Here is a 17584-nt window from a genome sequence, read left to right on the forward strand (position 1 = left end):
AGCTCATGCATGCAACTGACAATTCAAAATCATTAGCCCTTTGATTTTTATCGATTATTTGAGGGGAAGGGTCAGACTCTGACCCCATTTAACTACTGCTTATTTGGTACCGAAAATACGATCGCCGGCATCGCCTAAACCTGGAACGATGTACGCGTGCTCGTCGAGATGCGAATCCAGACTCGCCACATACAGCTTGACCCCAGGATGCGCATTCTGGAACACCTGCACACCCTCAGGCGCAGCCACCAGCGCCAGGAAAATGATTTGCTCGTCGCCGACGCCACGCTTCTTCAGCACATCAACCGCATGCACCGCCGAATTACCAGTCGCCACCATCGGATCGCACACGATAAAGATACGCTCCGCCAAATCCGGCAAACGCACCAGATACTCAACCGGCTGATGCGTCGCAGGATCCCGATACACCCCGATATGCCCCACACGCGCCGAAGGCACCAGATCCAGCAAGCCATCACTCATGCCAATCCCCGCCCGCAACACCGGCACCACCGCCAGCTTGCGCCCCGCAATCACCGGCGCCTCCATGCTCTGCATCGGCGTCTCGATCAACTGCGTCGTCAAGGGCAAATCACGCGTGATCTCATACCCCATCAACAGCGTGATTTCACGCAGCAGCTGACGGAATGTGCGGGTAGAGGTTTCCTTACTCCGCATGTGCGTCAGCTTATGCTGGATCAGCGGATGGTTGAGGATGAAAAGATTGGGAAAACGTGGGTCGCTGAGCATGATGATCGGGGAATAAATAAAAGGGGCGGATGGAGGTCGATGGAAAGCGGACAAGGCAAAATCCGAACTCAACATCCCAAATACAAAAAAGGGAGATTTCTCTCCCTCGTTTTTTCAGCATTCACTCAACTGCTTGCTCTACCTTAGGCATCAGCAAATCGAGTATCTGTTCCAGCTCGTGACGCACTTCGACAAGATTGATTTCGTCTTGCTTCGGCTCGGCGGCAAGCTCTGCTTCAGCGCTGCCGCCCAGGCGGCCATCAAGCTTGTTACGGGCGCCACTGATAGTGAAACCATGTTCGTACAGCAGTTCGCGGATACGGCGAATCAACAGCACTTCGTGGTGCTGGTAATAGCGACGATTGCCGCGCCGCTTAACCGGCTTAAGCTGGGTAAACTCCTGCTCCCAGTAACGCAGCACATGCGGCTTGACACCGCACAGCTCGCTGACCTCGCCAATGGTGAAATAGCGCTTGGCCGGGATCGGCGGCAATACGACAAGCTCGGACTTACTCACTTTATCGTTCATGAATTAGTTTGGAGAACGGCGGCAAACTGCTGGATAGGCTGGATTGGTTGCAGGCTTGCGGCTTCAACCATGCCCTTGAGTTTTTGACTGGCGTGAAAAGTCACCACGCGACGCGCAGTGATAGGAATTTCTTCCCCGGTTTTTGGATTACGGCCCGGACGTTGCGGCTTGTCGCGCAATTGAAAATTACCGAAACCCGATAATTTCACCGACTCGCCACGTTCCAGCGCGTCGCGGATTTCATCGAAAAACGTTTCAACCATGTCTTTGGCTTCACGCTTGTTGAGGCCAACTTGTTCAAACAAAAGTTCAGCCAGTTCCGCCTTGGTTAATGTCGGCAAATTCTTTTCTGCCTGCGAACGGGCTTGCGCTTCACGCATCGCCCGATTCAGATCGGCGTCCAGAACGGATTGAAATTCTACTGTCTGCATGTCATTCATTCTGTTGTTACGCCCCTGTCTTTTTGAGATTGCGGCCGCCGGTGCTGCGGGTAAAACGCGTGCACCGGCATTTTGCTGCAGGTTTTATCATTATTACTAAAGCCATTCAATTACAGATCAGGTGCGCAGTTTTGCTGTCGGCACCTTACCGACAGCCGCAATCAAAGCCGACATGGCGGCTTCGACGGTGTCTTCTTGAAGGGTATTTTCAGTATCTTGCAAGGTAAACCGGAAAGCAAGACTTTTTTCGTCATTTTCCAGCCCTTTGCCATGATATTCATCAAATAAAACAATGGCTTGCAGAATTCGGCAGTCAGGATTATGTTGCTGCTCAGCAGCAAAAACGTCCAATAAATCCTGTGCATAAACCGCCTGTTTGACTACCACGGCGAGGTCCCGCACCACGGCCGGGAATTTCGAAATTTCGACATAAGCAGGCACTTGCCGTTGCTGCAACGCCAAGCCGTCGACTTCGAACAAAACCGGCGCCAATGGCAGTTCATATTTCTGTTGCAGACGCGGATGCAGTTCGCCGATGAAGCCGACTACCTGATCGCCCAGCAGCACTTGCGCCGAACGGCCGGGGTGCAGCGCCGGGTGTTCGATTTTGGCAAAACGCAAAGCGGCAGGTGCAAACAAGGCTTCCAGATCCGCTTTCACATCGAAGAAATCGACGGTACGGCTGGCCTGGCCCCATTGTTCGTCAGCTTGCGGGCCGTAAGCCAGGCCTGTTACACGCTTAGGCTGATCGTATCCGGCCACAGCCAGCGGGCCGTTCTGGACTTCCTGGTTACGCATGTAAACAGCGCCGGTTTCAAAAATCCGGACCCGGTTCAGCTTGCGGTTGAGATTGTATTTAACGTTCGCAATCAGGCTGCCCACCAGCGTTGAACGCATTACGCCCATCTGGCTGGCGATCGGGTTGACCACCTTGATCGGCGCCAGATTGCCGGCAAAATCGGCCTCCCAGGCTTCTTCGACGAAGCTGAAATTGATCACTTCCTGATAATCCAGGTCAGCCAGCTGACGACGAATCGTAAACAGCGAACGCTGGTTTTCCGGCGCGATATACATGGCGTTAGGCGCCACCGGCGGCAAGGCAGGGATATTTTCAAAGCCGTAGACGCGCGCGATTTCTTCGATCAGGTCTTCCTCGATCTCGATATCGAAACGATACGATGGCGGCGTCACGGAAAATACACCGTTCTCTTGCGTGAAGGCCAGGCCCAGGCGGGTGAAGATGTCGGCGATCTGGCTATCCGACAAAAGCACGCCGATGACCCGGACTGCACGCGCAGTACGGACCTTGACCGGATCGCGCTTTGGCAAGTTGACGCTTTGATCGTCAATCGGACCGATCTGGGTCGCAGGCGTACCGCAAATTTCAACCAGCAAGGCAGTGATGCGCTCGATGTGTTCAACCGTGGTCGCGAAATCGACGCCACGCTCGAAGCGATGACCGGCGTCGGTCGAGAAATTGAAACGACGGGCACGGCCCTGTATCGCTTGCGGCCACCAGAATGCGGCTTCCAGATAGATATTCTGCGTTTCCAGCGAGACAGCAGTAGCGTCGCCGCCCATGATGCCGGCCAGCGATTCGATTTGCTGGTCATCGGCGATCACGCCGATCCACTCGTCGACGCTGACAGTATTACCGTTCAACAGTTTGAGCGATTCACCTGCCTTGCCCCAGCGGACATCGAGGCCGCCGTGGATCTTGTCGAGGTCGAACACGTGCGTCGGACGGCCCAGCTCCAGCATCACATAGTTGGAAATATCGACCAGGGCCGAAATCGAACGCTGACCGCTGCGCTCCAGGCGCTGCTTCATCCAATGCGGCGTGGCGGCTTTGGCGTTCAAGCCGCGGATCACGCGACCGGAAAAACGGCCGCACAAATCCGGCGCCGAAATCTTGACTGGCAAGGTTTCTGTAATGGTCGCAGCCACGGCCTTGAACACCGGCTGCTTCAGCGGGGTACCGGTCAGCGCCGATACTTCACGCGCTACACCCAGCACCGACAGGCAATCGGCCTTGTTCGGCGTCAACTTGATGGTGAACTTGAGGTCGTTCAGTTCGTAATAATCACGGAAATTCTGACCTACCGGCGCGTCGTCAGGCAACTCGAGCAAGCCGCCCTGATCTTCCGACAGTTTCAATTCACGCGCTGAACACAGCATACCTTGCGACTCGACGCCGCGCAGCTGGCCGAGCTTGATCTCGAACGGCTTGCCGTCCGCACCGGGCGGCAGGATGGCGCCAACCGTGGCGCAAGGAACCTTGAGGCCGGGACGCACATTCGGCGCACCGCACACGATATTGAGCATGGTGCCGGTGCCGACATCGACCTGGCAGACGTTCAGGCGATCGGCATTCGGATGTTTGGCAGTCTCGACCACCAGGCCGACCACGATATTGGTAAAGGGCGGCGCAACCGGCTCGACCTCTTCCACTTCGAGACCGGACATGGTCAGCAGATGGGACAATTCGTCCGAAGTCATCTTCGGATCGACCATGGAACGCAGCCAGCTTTCAGAGAATTGCATAGGTAAAACCTTCAAAAACCTTTAGTCACAGAAGCAGGGAACGCTGGCTTGTCGGAGCAAAATTCCAAGACAATCCAAGCGTCTTCGGCGAGGAGCTTTTAGTTAAATTGTTTCAGGAAGCGCAGATCGCCTTCGTAGAACAGGCGCAGATCGTTGATGCCATAACGCAGCATCGTCAGGCGTTCGATACCGGAGCCGAACGCGAAACCGATGAACTGTTCCGGATCCAGGCCCATGTTGCGCACCACGTTAGGATGCACCTGGCCGGCGCCGGAGACTTCCAGCCAGCGCCCTTTCAGCGGACCGCTGCCGAAGGCAATGTCGATCTCGGCCGAAGGCTCGGTGAACGGAAAGTAAGATGGACGGAAACGCACTTGCAAGTCGTCGGTTTCAAAGAACGCCTTGACAAAATTCAGGTACACGCCCTTGAGGTCGGCGAAGCTGATGTCTTCGGCGATCCACAAACCTTCAACCTGATGGAACATCGGCGAATGGGTGGCGTCGCTGTCAACGCGATAAGTACGGCCCGGCGCGATAACCTTGATCGGCGGCTTGTTCATGCGCGCATACCGCACCTGCATCGGGCTGGTATGGGTACGCAGCAGCAGTTGCTTGCCGTCGCTATCCTTGCCATCGATATAGAAGGTATCCTGCATCGAACGCGCTGGATGATTCTCCGGGCTGTTCAATGCAGTAAAGTTGGTCCAGTCTGTTTCGATTTCGGGGCCGTCAGCCACATCGAAACCGATCGAACGGAAAATTTCTTCGATACGCTGCCACGAGCGCATCACCGGATGGATACCGCCTACGCCACGGCCGCGGCCCGGCAAGGTGACATCGATCGCTTCGGCATTCAGACGCTCTTGCATCTGCGCGTTGGCCAAGGCATCACGGCGCGCTGTCAGCGCGGCTTCGATCTGCTCTTTGGCCTGGTTGATGACTGCGCCCTGGACTTTGCGTTCGTCCGCAGCCAGTTTGCCCAACCCCTTCATTTGCTCGGTGATCTGACCGGTCTTGCCGAGATACTTGGCCTTCGCATTTTCCAGCGCGGCGGCATCGACAGCGGCAATGAAATCAGCTTGGGCTTGCGTTACTAGTTGTTCTAGGGAGTTCATGCAGTTTTCCTGCTCCAATGAAGCCGAAATACGCCAATCTACATATAGTTGGGGACAGAGTAATTCGCCACGCTGCGGTGGCTCTTAAACTCTTTCCCGCAAATATGAAGATTGACGGTTAAAAACACAAACGGGGCACAAGGTGTTGACCTCTGCCCCGCTCGGGATTGCCACGCTGCAGAATGAACCCTGCAGCGATGGCAAAACTACGTAAGTAACTTACGCAGCGATGTTGGCCTTGACTTGATTGACAATCGCAGCAAACGCTGGCTTGTCCATCACTGCCATATCAGCCAGAACCTTACGGTCCAGTTCGATCGAAGCACGCTTCAGACCGTTCATGAATACGCTGTATGTAACGCCATGCTCACGGGAAGCGGCGTTGATACGGGCGATCCACAATGCACGGAATACGCGCTTCTTGTTACGACGGTCACGGTATGCGTATTGACCAGCGCGCATAACCGCTTGCTTGGCTACGCGATAGACTTTACTGCGACGACCGCGGTAACCCTTGGCTTGCACCAAGATTTTTTTATGACGGGCACGAGCTGTAACCCCACGTTTTACTCTAGGCATAATAACTCCTTAGTATGAGGTTAAGCGTTCGGCAACATGCGCGAAACGGATACCATGTTGTGGTCATTGACCCCAACGGAACCGCGCAATTGACGTTTGTTTTTGGTGGTCTTCTTGGTCAGGATGTGGCGTTTGAACGCTTGACCGCGCTTAACTGTTCCACCCGGACGCACACGAAAGCGCTTTTTGGCGCTGCTTTTCGTCTTCATTTTTGGCATGACACTATCTGTCCTCTAGGGACAGCTCCTTTTTTAACATGATTGCAGGTGGCAACATATCGTTACGCTTGGATGCCTGCTCTCACTTGTTTAAACCCAGCTGAACGACAACCACAACTGGATTTCGCAGCAGAATCTGGTCTGCTGCTTTTTGGATGGCTTGCCTGAGTAAACCTGCATGCCACCACAAAACTTGATCAGTTGAGGACAGAGTCGCCCGGACAAGGGTAATTCGCCCCGGCTCTTAAACTCTTTCCCCAATTTGTTATTATTTTTTCTTCTTAGGGCCAATGATCATGATCATCTGACGCCCTTCCATCTTCGGCCACTGCTCGACCTGTCCGTACGGCTCCAGATCTTGCTTCAGACGCTCAAGCATGCGCACACCGATATCCTGGTGAGCCATTTCACGACCGCGGAAACGCAGGGTGATTTTGACTTTATCGCCGTCCTCATCCAGGAATCGGGTCAAATTGCGCAGCTTGATGTTGTAATCCCCATCATCGGTACCCGGGCGGAATTTGACTTCCTTCACCAGAATGACCTTCTGCTTCAACTTGGCTTCGTGCGCCTTCTTCTGCTCCTGGTACTTGAACTTGCCGTAGTCCATCAGACGGGCTACCGGCGGCTGTGCCGTCGGCGCGATTTCCACCAGATCGACGTTTGCCTCTTCCGCCAGGCGGAAGGCCTCAGCCAGGCTGACGATACCGAGTGCTTCGTTCTCGACACCGGATAAGCGCAATTCTGGCGCAGTAATTTCGCCGTTGATGCGATGTGACTTGTCCGTAGCTATTGCAGTTTCCTTTAAAAATCAAATGATTAAGCCGTGCTCTGGCGCTTCGGGTTGCCCCGTTCAGGCTTTGGTTTCGACCTCATTCCTGAGGCGCTCCACCAGTACATCGATAGGCATTACACCCAGATCGACATTACCCCGCGCTCGCACGGCCACTGTGTTTGCATCCCGCTCTTTATCACCGACAACCAGTATATAAGGCGGCTTCTGCAAAGAATGCTGCCGTATTTTATAGGTAATCTTCTCATTACGCAAATCGGTCTCTACTCTAAACCCTTGTTTTTTCAGCGTTTGTGCAACATTTTGAACATATTCCGACTGTGCATCAGAGATATTCAAAACAACAACTTGCACAGGAGCAAGCCACAAAGGCATCGCACCTGCGTGGTTTTCGATCAGCATCCCGATAAAACGCTCCAGCGAACCGACGATAGCACGGTGCAGCATGACCGGCACTTTACGACCATTGTCTTCAGTTACATATTCTGAACCGAGACGGCCCGGCATCGAAAAATCGACCTGCATGGTACCGCATTGCCAGGAACGGCCGATCGAATCCTTCAGGTGGTACTCGATTTTCGGACCGTAGAAGGCGCCCTCGCCCGGCAATTCTTCCCACTCTGCGCCGGAAGCACGGATTGCTTCACGCAAGGAATTTTCAGCCTTGTCCCAGACATCGTCTTCGCCTACCCGCTTCTCAGGACGCAAAGCCAGCTTCACCGCCACTTCGGTAAAGCCGAAGTCGAGATATACCTGGCGCACCAGCTTGTCGAAGGCCGCAACCTCATCCTGCACTTGTTCTTCAGTACAGAAAATATGACCATCATCCTGGGTAAAGCCGCGCACCCGCATCATCCCGTGCAAGGCGCCCGACGGCTCATTACGATGGCACTGGCCGAATTCGCCGAAACGCAATGGCAAGTCGCGATAGCTATGCAAACTGGAATTGAAAATCTGGATATGACCAGGGCAGTTCATCGGTTTCAGCGCGTAGCTGCGGTTTTCTGACTCGGTTGTAAACATGCTTTCGCGGTAGTTCTCCCAGTGACCGGTCTTTTCCCACAACGAGCGATCCAGAATCTGCGGCGCCTTGACCTCCTGATAACCATTGTCATTATAGACACGACGCATGTACTGCTCGACCTGTTGCCAGATAGTCCAACCCTTGGCATGCCAGAAAATCAAGCCAGGCGCCTCATCCTGAAAATGGAACAGATCCAGCGCGCGCCCCAGCTTGCGATGGTCGCGTTTCTCCGCCTCTTCCAGCATGTGCAGATAAGCCTCTTGCTCATCCTTCTTCGCCCAGGCAGTGCCATACACACGTTGCAACATTTCATTTTTTGCATCGCCGCGCCAGTAGGCGCCGGCCAGCTTCATCAACTTGAAGACTTTCAGCTTGCCAGTCGACGGCACGTGCGGGCCACGGCACAAGTCGGTGAACTTGCCCTCTGTGTACAGCGAAACTTCCTGATCTTGCGGGATCGAGCCGATCAGTTCCGCCTTGTAGGCTTCGCCGATCGATTCGAAATAAGCGATCGCTTCGTCACGCGCCACGACCTTGCGGGTAACCGGCTCATCCTTCTTCGCCAGTTCAGCCATCTTCTTTTCAATTTCCAGCAAGTCTTCCGGGGTAAACGGGCGCTTGTAGGCGAAGTCGTAGTAAAAGCCGTTTTCGATTACCGGGCCGATAGTTACCTGCGCATCCGGAAACAGCTCCTTGACCGCGTACGCCAGCAAATGCGCTGTCGAATGGCGAATCACTTCCAGGCCGTCGGCATCCTTGTCGGTGACGATAGCCAGCTCGACATCGCGCTCGATCAGGAACGAAGTATCCACCAGCTTGCCGTCGACCTTGCCGGCCAACGCCGCTTTTGCCAGACCGGCGCCGATACTGGCGGCGACCTGCGCCACAGTCAGCGGCGCCTCGAATTGACGTTGTGAACCATCAGGAAGTTTGACTGCTATCATTTTGAGCCCCATATCGGCGGTCACTCTGGACAACGCCGGATTGAATTAAATTGAATTGAATTGCCGTGTGCATTACAAAAATGCGGACGAAAAAAAACGCGGACCAGCCGCGCTTTTTTCATCATGCAAGTAGAAAAAGGCCTCGACTAGTGTCGCTCACAGATTGTGGTGGTAGTTCGCGGTGTCATAACCGGGATGCCTTTCTCGCTCTTACAGATGTTGAATTCGTTTTAGTTGACCAGCTGCAAATAAAGATAACAGCGACGACAACAGAATGCTACCGATCATACCAGAAAACCGGTGCGGCATGGCAAGTGCACAATATATTCTATTGTGTGCTGCCTAAACCCTCACCTCCTGCGCGATTCCACCAACCTCCTCCCAAGGCCTGGAACAAGGCCGCCGTATCGGCGAACCGCGCCGCCTGCGCTTGCGCCAGGTTGATCACCGCTTGTTGGTAGGCTTGTTGCGCAGCCAATAAAGTCTGCGGACTGGACGCACCCAGCTGCACCGATTTTCGCGAGATCTCAAGGCTGTGTGCGGCAGCGCGTTCGACGAAGGCCTGCGCCTGCAACGCATCGGCATCGTATTGCAAGGCGCGCAAACTGTCGGCGACGTTCTGGAAGGCGAGGATCACTGTGCTTTTATATTGTGCCGCGGCCTGCTCCAGCAAAGCTTCCGAAGCACGCTTCTTATGCAACAGCGCGCCACCGGCAAACAGCGGTTGCGTCAGACCGCCGACAAGACTCCACAAACCGGTACCCGAGGTAAATAAATTCCCCATCTCCGCCGCCGCACTGCCGATATTTGCGCTCAAGGTAATCTGCGGCAGCATGCTTGCCGTAGCAACACCGACAGCGGCGCTGGCAGCGTGCAACTGTGCTTCAGCAGCACGTACATCCGGCCGTTGCTGCACCAGGCTGGACGGCAAGCTGACCGGCAATTGCTGCGGCAGACTGAGGCTAGCAAGATCAAATTTCTGCTCCAGCTCCTGGCTTGGGAAGCGCCCGGTCAAAGCGGTCAGACGATCCCGTTGTTGCGCCAGGGATTTCTGCAATGGCGGCAAACTGGCCCGGGTCTGCGCCAGTGCTGTCTGTTGCGTCAGGACATCAGCTTGTGCGACATCGCCTAATGCATACTGGCGCTGCAACAATTCAAGCAATCCGGCCTGGACCTTGAGTACCTCCTGGGTGGCGGTTATCTGCGCGCGCAGTCCTGCTTCCTGTATCACGGCCTCCACCACATTCGAGGTCAACGTCAGGTAAGCCGCTTCCAGCAGAAATTTCTGCTGTTCGGCTTGTGCCTGCAAACCTTCCACCTGGCGCCGATTACCGCCAAACGCATCCAATGTATAAGACACGCTGACCTGCGCCGTATGCAAATTGAATGGCGAAGTGCCCTGCCCGGCCGACTCCGGCTGTTTTTGCCTGGTCGGCGTCAGGCTGGCATTGACGCTCGGGAAAAACGCCCCCTGCTGCACCGACACTTGTTCCTGCGCCGCACGTAGTGCCGCGTGCGCCGATTGCAGATCGGGGCTGGCCTTGAGTGCTTCCTCGATAACAGCGTTCAATGCCGGTGAATTGAACAGCGTCCACCACTGGGCAGGAATATCCATGCCATCGACAAACTGCTGCGCATCGCCGCCCAGCGTAGCTGCGGACGAAGTTTTTGCTTGCAACGGCTCTTTGGTATACCCCTGCACCTGGGGCGCATCCGGCTGTTTAAAATCCGGTCCGGCCGCACAGCCTGACAGTGCCAGTAGCACCGCCAGCGCTGAAGCCCTGAGTTTAAAATCTATTGCGTTCATACTTTCACCTGCTCAAGATTGGTTCGATCGTCCGTTCTAGCGGCCGTCATTTTCTTTGCTGATCCCGCGACGTTTTTCAATCCAGCTCTCCAGCGAATAATAGAAGGCCGGCAGGATGAATAGCGTCAGCATAGTGGCGACAATCAGGCCGCCCACCACCACCGTTGCCAGGCCGCGCTGAACATCGGTGCCGACACCGGTGGCCAGGGCCGCCGGCAACATGCCTACCGACGCCACGGTTGCCGTCATCAGCACCGGCCGGAAACGTTCGAAGGCGCCCGCCAGCACCGCTTCCAGCAATGCCACGCCTTGCCGCCGGACCCGATTGATATTCGATACCATGATGATGCCGTTCTGCACCGCCACGCCAAACAACGCGATAAAGCCGACGCCGGTAGCCACGTTGATCGTGCCGTTGGTAACCCGCAGCGCGATCAAGCCTCCGAGTGCGGCCAGCGGCACCACGCCCAGGATCAGCAACGCTTGCCGCAGCTTGCCGAAACCTGCATATAAAATAACCGCCATCAAGCCCAGTACCAGGCCGAATACCAATATCAAACGCGACTGCGCCCGCTCCTGGTTCTCGAATTGCCCGGCCCATTCGAGACGGTATTTGGTTTTGTCGAAATGCACCTTCTGCGCCACCTGAGCCTGTGCATCCTGGTAATACGACAGTAAGTCGCGATTGGCATAGTCCAGGCGAACGGTCAGCTGCCGATGGGTATTTTCATGGGCAATCGTGCTCTCACCGGTGGTGGTTCGGATATGCGCCACCTGCGACAAGGGAATCCGTGCGCCGCCAGCTGTAGTCAACAACAAATCGCCCAGCGCTTCCGGACTGTTGCGGCTACTTTTAGGGAAGCGCACCGTAACGTTATGCACCTTATCCGCCAGATATAGCTGGGTGACCGGCGCACCGCCGATACCGGTTTGAATCAGATTGGCGATATCGGCCACGTTAATCCCCAGGCGAGCGGCGGCGGCGCGACCGATATCGATCGACACTTGCGGCACCGGCGGCTCCTGGAAAATCGCCACGTCGGCAGAGCCTTTCACACCATGCAACACATCGACGATTTGATTACCGATACGACGCAGTTCCTTGAAATCCTCGCCATACACGCGAATCACCAGCGGACTGTGCGCGCCGCCCAAAGCATCGTTGACGCCATCGCTGATCGGCTGGCTGATGCCCACTGAAAAACCAGGCAGCTGCGACAGACGCGCGTTGAGCCGCTGTACAAACTGTTCCTTGGTTTCACCGTTGGGCCAGGTGCTGTAAGGCTTCAAGCCGACCGGCACTTCCATATGTGACGGCGTCCACGGGTCGGTGCCGTCATCGCTGCGGCCGAGCTGAGTCACCGCATAAGACACCTCAGGAAATTCCAGCAATGTGCGGCGCAATTCGCTAGCCATCTCGCTGCCCTTGTCGAGCGACAAACCCGATGGCATTTGCACCTGCAGCCAGAGCGTGCCTTCATCCAGATTCGGCATGAACTCACGGCCGGTAGCTGCGCCCAGCACGATCACGCCGGCCAGCGCCGCGGCACCAATCCCATATGAAACCGCAGGATTATTCAACAAGCGCCCGAGGGTTTTACGGTAACCGGCACTGAGCCATTCAAGCGGCTTGTTATGAAAAATACGACGCGGCTTATGCAATGCCATATAGGCCAGCCCGGGTACCAGTACGATGCTGCACAACAAGGCCCCGATCAATGCGTAAGCTACGGTGAAAGCCATCGGCGACAGCAATTTTCCTTCGGCACGCTCGAAGGCGAACAACGGCAAATAGGCAACGATGATAATCAGGGTGGCGAAGAAGATCGGCCGGATCACCTCGGTGGTGGCGTCGCGCACGTCGGTCTCGGTCAATTCCACCTCGGGCCTGGCTTCGCGCCTGCGCAAGATCGCTTCGGCGACCACAATCGCACCATCGACAATGATGCCGAAGTCAATCGCTCCCAGAGAAAACAGGTTGGCCGGCATCTTGGTCAGGTACATCATGATAAACACTGTCACCAGCGCCAGCGGAATCGTCACCGCGGCCACCAGCGCGCTGCGCGGGCTGCCGAGAAACAGAATCAGGACGATGCAGACCAGGCCGATACCCTCCATGACGGTATGGCCAACCTTGTGGATGGTCAGCTGGATCAAATCGTCGCGATCGATATACGGCACGATCTTGACATCCATCGGCGCCAGCTGCTTTTGCAACTGATCCACCTTGGCGTGCACATCCTTGATGACTTCCGATGCGTTCTGATACTTCAGCAACTTGACGATGCCCTGGATGGTGTCGGGGTTATTGTCTTTGCCGAGAATGCCTTGCCGTTCCTGATGACTATATTGCAGCGTACCCAGATCACGCACCAACACCGGCACGCCATTGGTTTGCTTGACCACGACGTTGCCAAGGTCGGTCAAGCTGCGCATCAGGCCGATGCCGCGCACGACATAACCCTGTTCGCCGCGCGTGATGCGGCTGCCGCCGGCATTGGCGTTATTGTTGCTGATGGCTGTCGTCACGTCCGACAGAGAAACGCCAAAACGTTCCAGTTGCTTCTGATCGACTTCCAGTTGATATTCCATCGTCAGGCCGCCAAAGTTGCCGACTTCAGCAATGCCCGGAACCTGTTGCAACTCCGGGATCACGATCCAGCGCTGGATCTCGGACAGCTCCATCAGATTCTTGCTGTCTGACTCCAGCGTATAGCGATAGATTTCTCCGGCGGGGCTGGTCACCGAGTCCAGGCTAGGTGTAATACCGGCGGGCAGCGCCGCTTGCGACATGCGTTCGGTGACGCGCTGGCGCTCCCAGTAATCTTCCGCGCCGTCTTTGAACGTCAATGTAATCAGCGACAGGCCGAAAGTACTGGACGAACGCATGTGCACCAGGCCAGGCGTGCCGCTCAACTGCCGTTCCAGCGGAATGGTGATCTGCTGCTCGATTTCCTCGGCAGCCAGGCCTGGCGCCTGAGTGGTCACTTGTGCTGTTACATCGGACAGCTCAGGATAGGCTTCAACCGCCATCCGGGTCCACGAGTAGTAGCCGAACAGCGTCACCATCAAGGTCACCAGGATGACTGCATAGCGCTTTTGCAGGCAATAGCGAACGATATTGTTAATCATTAAGCAAAACTCCACCCTTGATCACAACCCGGTCGCCTACCTGCAATCCCTTTTGGATCCGCACGCTGCCATCTTCTTCGTTGCCGGTTTCTATCGTGCGCCGGACAAATGTCCAGGGAACGACTTCTACGAATACGGTGGTGTTTTCGTTATTCATCAACAAGGCCGATGGCGGAATTACCGGTGCCGAAGCCTGCGCCACTGCAAAGGACACATTGGCAAACATGTTCGGCTTGAATTTTCCATCCGTATTGGGCACGCTGATACGTACCAGCGCCCTGCGCGTATCTGCTTGCAGCACGTCACTGATAAACGCCACGTTGCCACGGAACTGTTCGCCCGGATAAGCCGGTAAGCCGATGCTCGCGGCCTGCCCTTTCTTGATCGACGCCAGCATGTTTTCCGGGACGCCGGCAGTAATCCAGACCGTGTCCATGTTGGCAATCGTCATCAAGACCGCGTTCGGATCGTTGGCGGCTTGTCCGGCGCCGATGGCCAGCGCGGTGATGCTGCCGGAAGCTGGCGCCACCAGATTCAAGCGTTGCCCGCCGCTGTAAGCGGCAGTGGCACCACCGGCGCTGAGCGATTTGAGGCGCGTATCGGCACGGTCAAATTCGGCCTGCGCCTGGACATAAGCACTTTCAGCTTGCTCCAGGTCTTTGGCCGCACCGGCGCCCGCCTGTTGCACGCCGCGCTGCCGCTCCAGTATCCGCTTCGCCAATTGCAATGCATCGCGGGCTTTTTGCAAATCCGCGGTGGCCTGGGCGAAATCGCCAGAAGTCATCACCAGCAGCAACTGTCCTTTGCGAACACGATCGCCAAGACCAACCTTCAACTCCAGCACTTTGCCGGCAACCGGCGGCAGGATGTTAATGGTGCGCGCAGGATCGGCCTCCACCTGCGCCGGCAGCTCCAGCGCATGCGCGGCGTCCAGCGATGCCACCGTTTGTACCGCAATGCGCTGGCGCAAGGGCGAATGCTGCGGAATTGTGATGCGATCACCTTGTCTGGTGAAGTTCGCGGCCGGCTCACTATTGGCGGCGCTGGCGGAAGCCTTGCTGCCGGACTCGACGAAAGCTAGTCCGCCGGCGATCAATAAGGTGATGGCAAGAATCGCCAGAGGTTTATGTCGGGAAATATTATTGTTCATGATCGTGCTCGCGCTTGTGCTCGTGTCAGGAGATTGTTTTTCACGTCAGCCCCTAGCTATGACGCTGTGCGGAGGGCGGGAAGTCGTTTTTTCAACCGGGATAGTTGCCAGAGCTTGCTGGCGATACTGGTTTTGGTCAGCGCGGCTGAAAAGCGGCGCACCGAGCTCGCGTGCGGCGGCATAACATGCATGCCGTTCGCCGCGGCTCTGGATGGTGGTCATGGAAAGCCCCACCAATCTGGGACTCGTATAGGCTACAGACCTATCCTGTCAAAAACCTGAAGGAAAGCTGACAAAATCCTGACAAACCGGATATACCGGCAGATCGCGCTACGCAGCGACCGTACAAGCGACAGCGCAGTGAGCTCTCAGTGCCGAAGTCGGGTGCGGAAGATGGGTTATTTAGTGTTGAAACCGACTGGCGCCGACGCGCCTTGTTTGACGGATATTACGTATGGATTGGCGTAAAGCTAACCTGCGAACAGCACCGCTGTCATAAGGACATCCGTGCACATGGCCACCCTCAAATAAATGTAATCAATTGCATCATTCTTTGATTAATAAACAATCGGAAGTATAGTTGGTGCAATTCAACACCAATAGAACAATAGAAAATGACTATGAAAAGAATGCTATGTGCAGTCGCACTTGTCACCGTTAGCGTCACCGCCCTGATGCCTACACAGGCGATGGCCCAGGTTGGCGTCAACATCATCATCGGTACGCCGCCACCGCCGCCACGATACGAGGTGATTCCGCCTCCACGCTACGGTTATGTGTGGGCGCCCGGATATTGGAACTGGGATGGCCGCCGCCATGCCTGGGCTGGCGGGCACTGGGAAAGATCGCGTAGCGGATATATGTACAACCGACCAGAATGGCGCCAGGGACGCAACGGCTGGGAACTGCGTCGCGGCGGCTGGGAGCGTGGCGACGGTCGGGGACGGCATGACGACAGGCGCCATAATGACAGACGGCATGACGACCGACGCGGTCACGGTGACAACGGCCACCACGGCAATGGCCGGCACGATCGTTAAACTGCACAAAAACAGGCAAAGGCCATGGCCGGCGCCTGAGTTCAGATAAACCATGAATCCAATAATAATCATGAGAATGAATAAAATTCTTATCAGTGCGATGCTGCTGATGACGGCTGGCCTCTCTACCGCTCAGGCGCAGGATGCCGGCGCACGCGTATCTCTGGATGCAGAAAAACCGCAAGCCAGCGAAGAATGCCGGCGTTTGCAAGAACGTGTAAGCGAACTCGACAGAATGGACGACGAGCGTATCGCCCGTGGCGGACGCACCGGCGCGCAGCAAAGCCCGGTGCAGACCAAGGAATGGATCGACAAGGAACGCAAAGATGCAAAGACAAAGATGTTCTTTGCCAAGTGTTAGAAATCAAAAATCCTGCGCGAACTGAAAATTTGACATAGATTCCCCATCGCGCAGCGGACGCCTCGAAGTTCAAGTAAACTTGAAGCAGATTACTTTTCGAGGAATCCGGATGAGCGAGATATTGATCACCATCGGCGAACTGGCAAAACGGTCCGGCGTGGCCGCAAGCGCATTGCGCTTCTATGAAGAGCAGGGACTATTAAGCAGCAAGCGTGAAACAGGACGTCAGCGTCAATTTTCCCGCGATGTATTACGCCGGGTAGCCTTCATCCGCGTGGCACAGACGGTAGGCCTCAGCCTTGACGAGATCAAGACCGCCCTATCGACGTTGCCGCAAAAGCGCACGCCGACCAGGCAAGACTGGCAGCAACTGTCGCGTTCCTGGCATCCTCTGCTGCAACAGCGCATAGATACGCTGACAGCGTTGCGCGACCAGCTTACATCGTGCATTGGCTGCGGTTGCCTGTCGCTTAAAAAATGTGCGCTATACAATCCTGAAGATGCCGCACACCGGCGCGGCACCGGGCCGCGCTATTTATTGGGAGACGATCCAACCAAGGTTCTCATCGAGGATGATACGGATGAGCACAACTAGGCCAGATTAAATATCCACGATGCCCATGCGCGGATCAAGGCAAGAGTAAATCCAGAAGTTCCGCGGCTGGCCACGCACCATACGGAAATTGCGCAACAAACCCTCACGCTGGAAACCGCATTTTTCCAACACTCTGACGGAACGCGTATTCGAGTCGAGTGCGGTAGCCTGGATCCGAACTGCACCAAGATGAGAGAATCCCCAATTCGCCACGGCGGCACATACGGACGGTGCGATGCCCCTGCCCCAAACAGATGGGGCAAGGTCGTATGCTATTTCCGCAGTTTTGTGCAGCGGCGAGATACTGTGGAAGCCAATAGTCCCGACCAGCTTATCCGAGTCGCGCAAAGCAATTGCCAGGCGAACTTCTGAAGTGGGGTCCGTGGATTCCAAGGCATCGAATTTCAGCATCAGCTCGTCGATGGACCGCAGATTCCAGCTGGTATGTTCCAGCACATGCGGCATGGACAAATACGCATACCAGGCAGGCGCATCCACGCGACTCAGCGGACGCAGGTAAACCAGTTCATGTGCTAGCGCTGGCAGGTCCGTGTAGTGCATGG

Annotated in this window: 17 protein-coding genes; 3 read left to right on the top strand and 14 right to left on the bottom strand. The window is 55.8% G+C overall.

Going from position 1 to position 17584, the window contains the following annotated elements; translation table 11 throughout:
* Nucleotides 1–99: 99 nt before the first annotated feature.
* The 13 genes from upp to BM029_RS25975 all read right to left on the bottom strand — a co-directional run bounded on the left by upp (nucleotide 100) and on the right by BM029_RS25975 (nucleotide 15247).
* The gene (upp, locus tag BM029_RS21140) at nucleotides 100–750 is read right to left on the bottom strand and encodes a uracil phosphoribosyltransferase (RefSeq protein WP_092439482.1); all 651 of its coding nucleotides are present in this window, start codon (nucleotides 748–750) and stop codon (nucleotides 100–102) included.
* Nucleotides 751–871: 121 nt separating this feature from the next.
* Nucleotides 872–1279, bottom strand: a complete 408-nt coding sequence (locus BM029_RS21145; protein WP_092439433.1) for a MerR family transcriptional regulator — start codon at nucleotides 1277–1279, stop codon at nucleotides 872–874.
* Nucleotides 1276–1719, bottom strand: coding sequence for an integration host factor subunit alpha (locus tag BM029_RS21150; protein ID WP_092357473.1), 444 nt, complete (start codon nucleotides 1717–1719; stop codon nucleotides 1276–1278). Before BM029_RS21150 ends, BM029_RS21145 begins: the two co-directional genes overlap by 4 nt.
* A 117-nt stretch (nucleotides 1720–1836) precedes the next feature.
* Nucleotides 1837–4263 carry a phenylalanine--tRNA ligase subunit beta gene (gene pheT / locus BM029_RS21155; protein ID WP_092439435.1) on the bottom strand — a complete coding sequence of 809 codons (2427 nt, stop codon included), beginning with the start codon at nucleotides 4261–4263 and terminating at the stop codon, nucleotides 1837–1839.
* Between the two features lie 98 nt (nucleotides 4264–4361).
* Nucleotides 4362–5378, bottom strand: coding sequence for a phenylalanine--tRNA ligase subunit alpha (gene pheS / locus BM029_RS21160; protein ID WP_092439437.1), 1017 nt, complete (start codon nucleotides 5376–5378; stop codon nucleotides 4362–4364).
* Between the two features lie 219 nt (nucleotides 5379–5597).
* Nucleotides 5598–5957: a 50S ribosomal protein L20 gene (gene rplT, locus BM029_RS21165; protein ID WP_014005489.1), complete on the bottom strand. Its 360-nt coding sequence runs from the start codon at nucleotides 5955–5957 to the stop codon at nucleotides 5598–5600.
* A gap of 20 nt (nucleotides 5958–5977) precedes the next feature.
* Complete coding sequence (gene rpmI / locus BM029_RS21170) at nucleotides 5978–6175, bottom strand: 50S ribosomal protein L35 (RefSeq protein WP_061539612.1); 198 nt, start codon at nucleotides 6173–6175, stop codon at nucleotides 5978–5980.
* A gap of 268 nt (nucleotides 6176–6443) precedes the next feature.
* Nucleotides 6444–6968: a translation initiation factor IF-3 gene (gene infC, locus BM029_RS21175; RefSeq protein WP_082814671.1), complete on the bottom strand. Its 525-nt coding sequence runs from the start codon at nucleotides 6966–6968 to the stop codon at nucleotides 6444–6446.
* Nucleotides 6969–7028: 60 nt separating this feature from the next.
* Nucleotides 7029–8936 (bottom strand): threonine--tRNA ligase, encoded by a 1908-nt coding sequence (thrS, locus tag BM029_RS21180; RefSeq protein ID WP_092439484.1) that lies wholly within the window; start codon nucleotides 8934–8936, stop codon nucleotides 7029–7031.
* A gap of 328 nt (nucleotides 8937–9264) precedes the next feature.
* Nucleotides 9265–10743: an efflux transporter outer membrane subunit gene (locus BM029_RS21185; protein WP_092439439.1), complete on the bottom strand. Its 1479-nt coding sequence runs from the start codon at nucleotides 10741–10743 to the stop codon at nucleotides 9265–9267.
* 36 nt (nucleotides 10744–10779) lie between these two features.
* Nucleotides 10780–13875 (bottom strand): efflux RND transporter permease subunit, encoded by a 3096-nt coding sequence (locus BM029_RS21190; protein ID WP_092439441.1) that lies wholly within the window; start codon nucleotides 13873–13875, stop codon nucleotides 10780–10782.
* Complete coding sequence (locus BM029_RS21195; protein ID WP_092439443.1) at nucleotides 13868–15025, bottom strand: efflux RND transporter periplasmic adaptor subunit; 1158 nt, start codon at nucleotides 15023–15025, stop codon at nucleotides 13868–13870. Before BM029_RS21195 ends, BM029_RS21190 begins: the two co-directional genes overlap by 8 nt.
* 45 nt (nucleotides 15026–15070) lie before the next feature.
* Nucleotides 15071–15247 carry a hypothetical protein gene (locus BM029_RS25975; RefSeq protein WP_170851169.1) on the bottom strand — a complete coding sequence of 59 codons (177 nt, stop codon included), beginning with the start codon at nucleotides 15245–15247 and terminating at the stop codon, nucleotides 15071–15073.
* A 398-nt stretch (nucleotides 15248–15645) separates the two neighbouring features.
* Between BM029_RS25975 and BM029_RS21200 the strand changes: the two genes are divergently transcribed.
* The 3 genes from BM029_RS21200 (at nucleotide 15646) to soxR (ending at nucleotide 17021) form a co-directional block, all read left to right on the top strand.
* Nucleotides 15646–16065: a YXWGXW repeat-containing protein gene (locus BM029_RS21200; RefSeq protein WP_092439445.1), complete on the top strand. Its 420-nt coding sequence runs from the start codon at nucleotides 15646–15648 to the stop codon at nucleotides 16063–16065.
* 76 nt (nucleotides 16066–16141) lie between these two features.
* The gene (locus BM029_RS21205; protein WP_092439446.1) at nucleotides 16142–16426 is read left to right on the top strand and encodes a hypothetical protein; all 285 of its coding nucleotides are present in this window, start codon (nucleotides 16142–16144) and stop codon (nucleotides 16424–16426) included.
* A 109-nt stretch (nucleotides 16427–16535) separates the two neighbouring features.
* Complete coding sequence (soxR, locus tag BM029_RS21210) at nucleotides 16536–17021, top strand: redox-sensitive transcriptional activator SoxR (protein ID WP_092439448.1); 486 nt, start codon at nucleotides 16536–16538, stop codon at nucleotides 17019–17021.
* A gap of 6 nt (nucleotides 17022–17027) precedes the next feature.
* Here soxR and BM029_RS21215 read toward each other — a convergent pair whose 3' ends face one another.
* Nucleotides 17028–17582 (bottom strand): GNAT family N-acetyltransferase, encoded by a 555-nt coding sequence (locus tag BM029_RS21215; RefSeq protein ID WP_092439450.1) that lies wholly within the window; start codon nucleotides 17580–17582, stop codon nucleotides 17028–17030.
* Nucleotides 17583–17584: the final 2 nt, after the last annotated feature.

It is taken from the genome of Collimonas sp. OK607 (genome assembly GCF_900111995.1).
In the GTDB taxonomy this organism is placed as follows: Bacteria; Pseudomonadota; Gammaproteobacteria; order Burkholderiales; family Burkholderiaceae_D; genus Collimonas.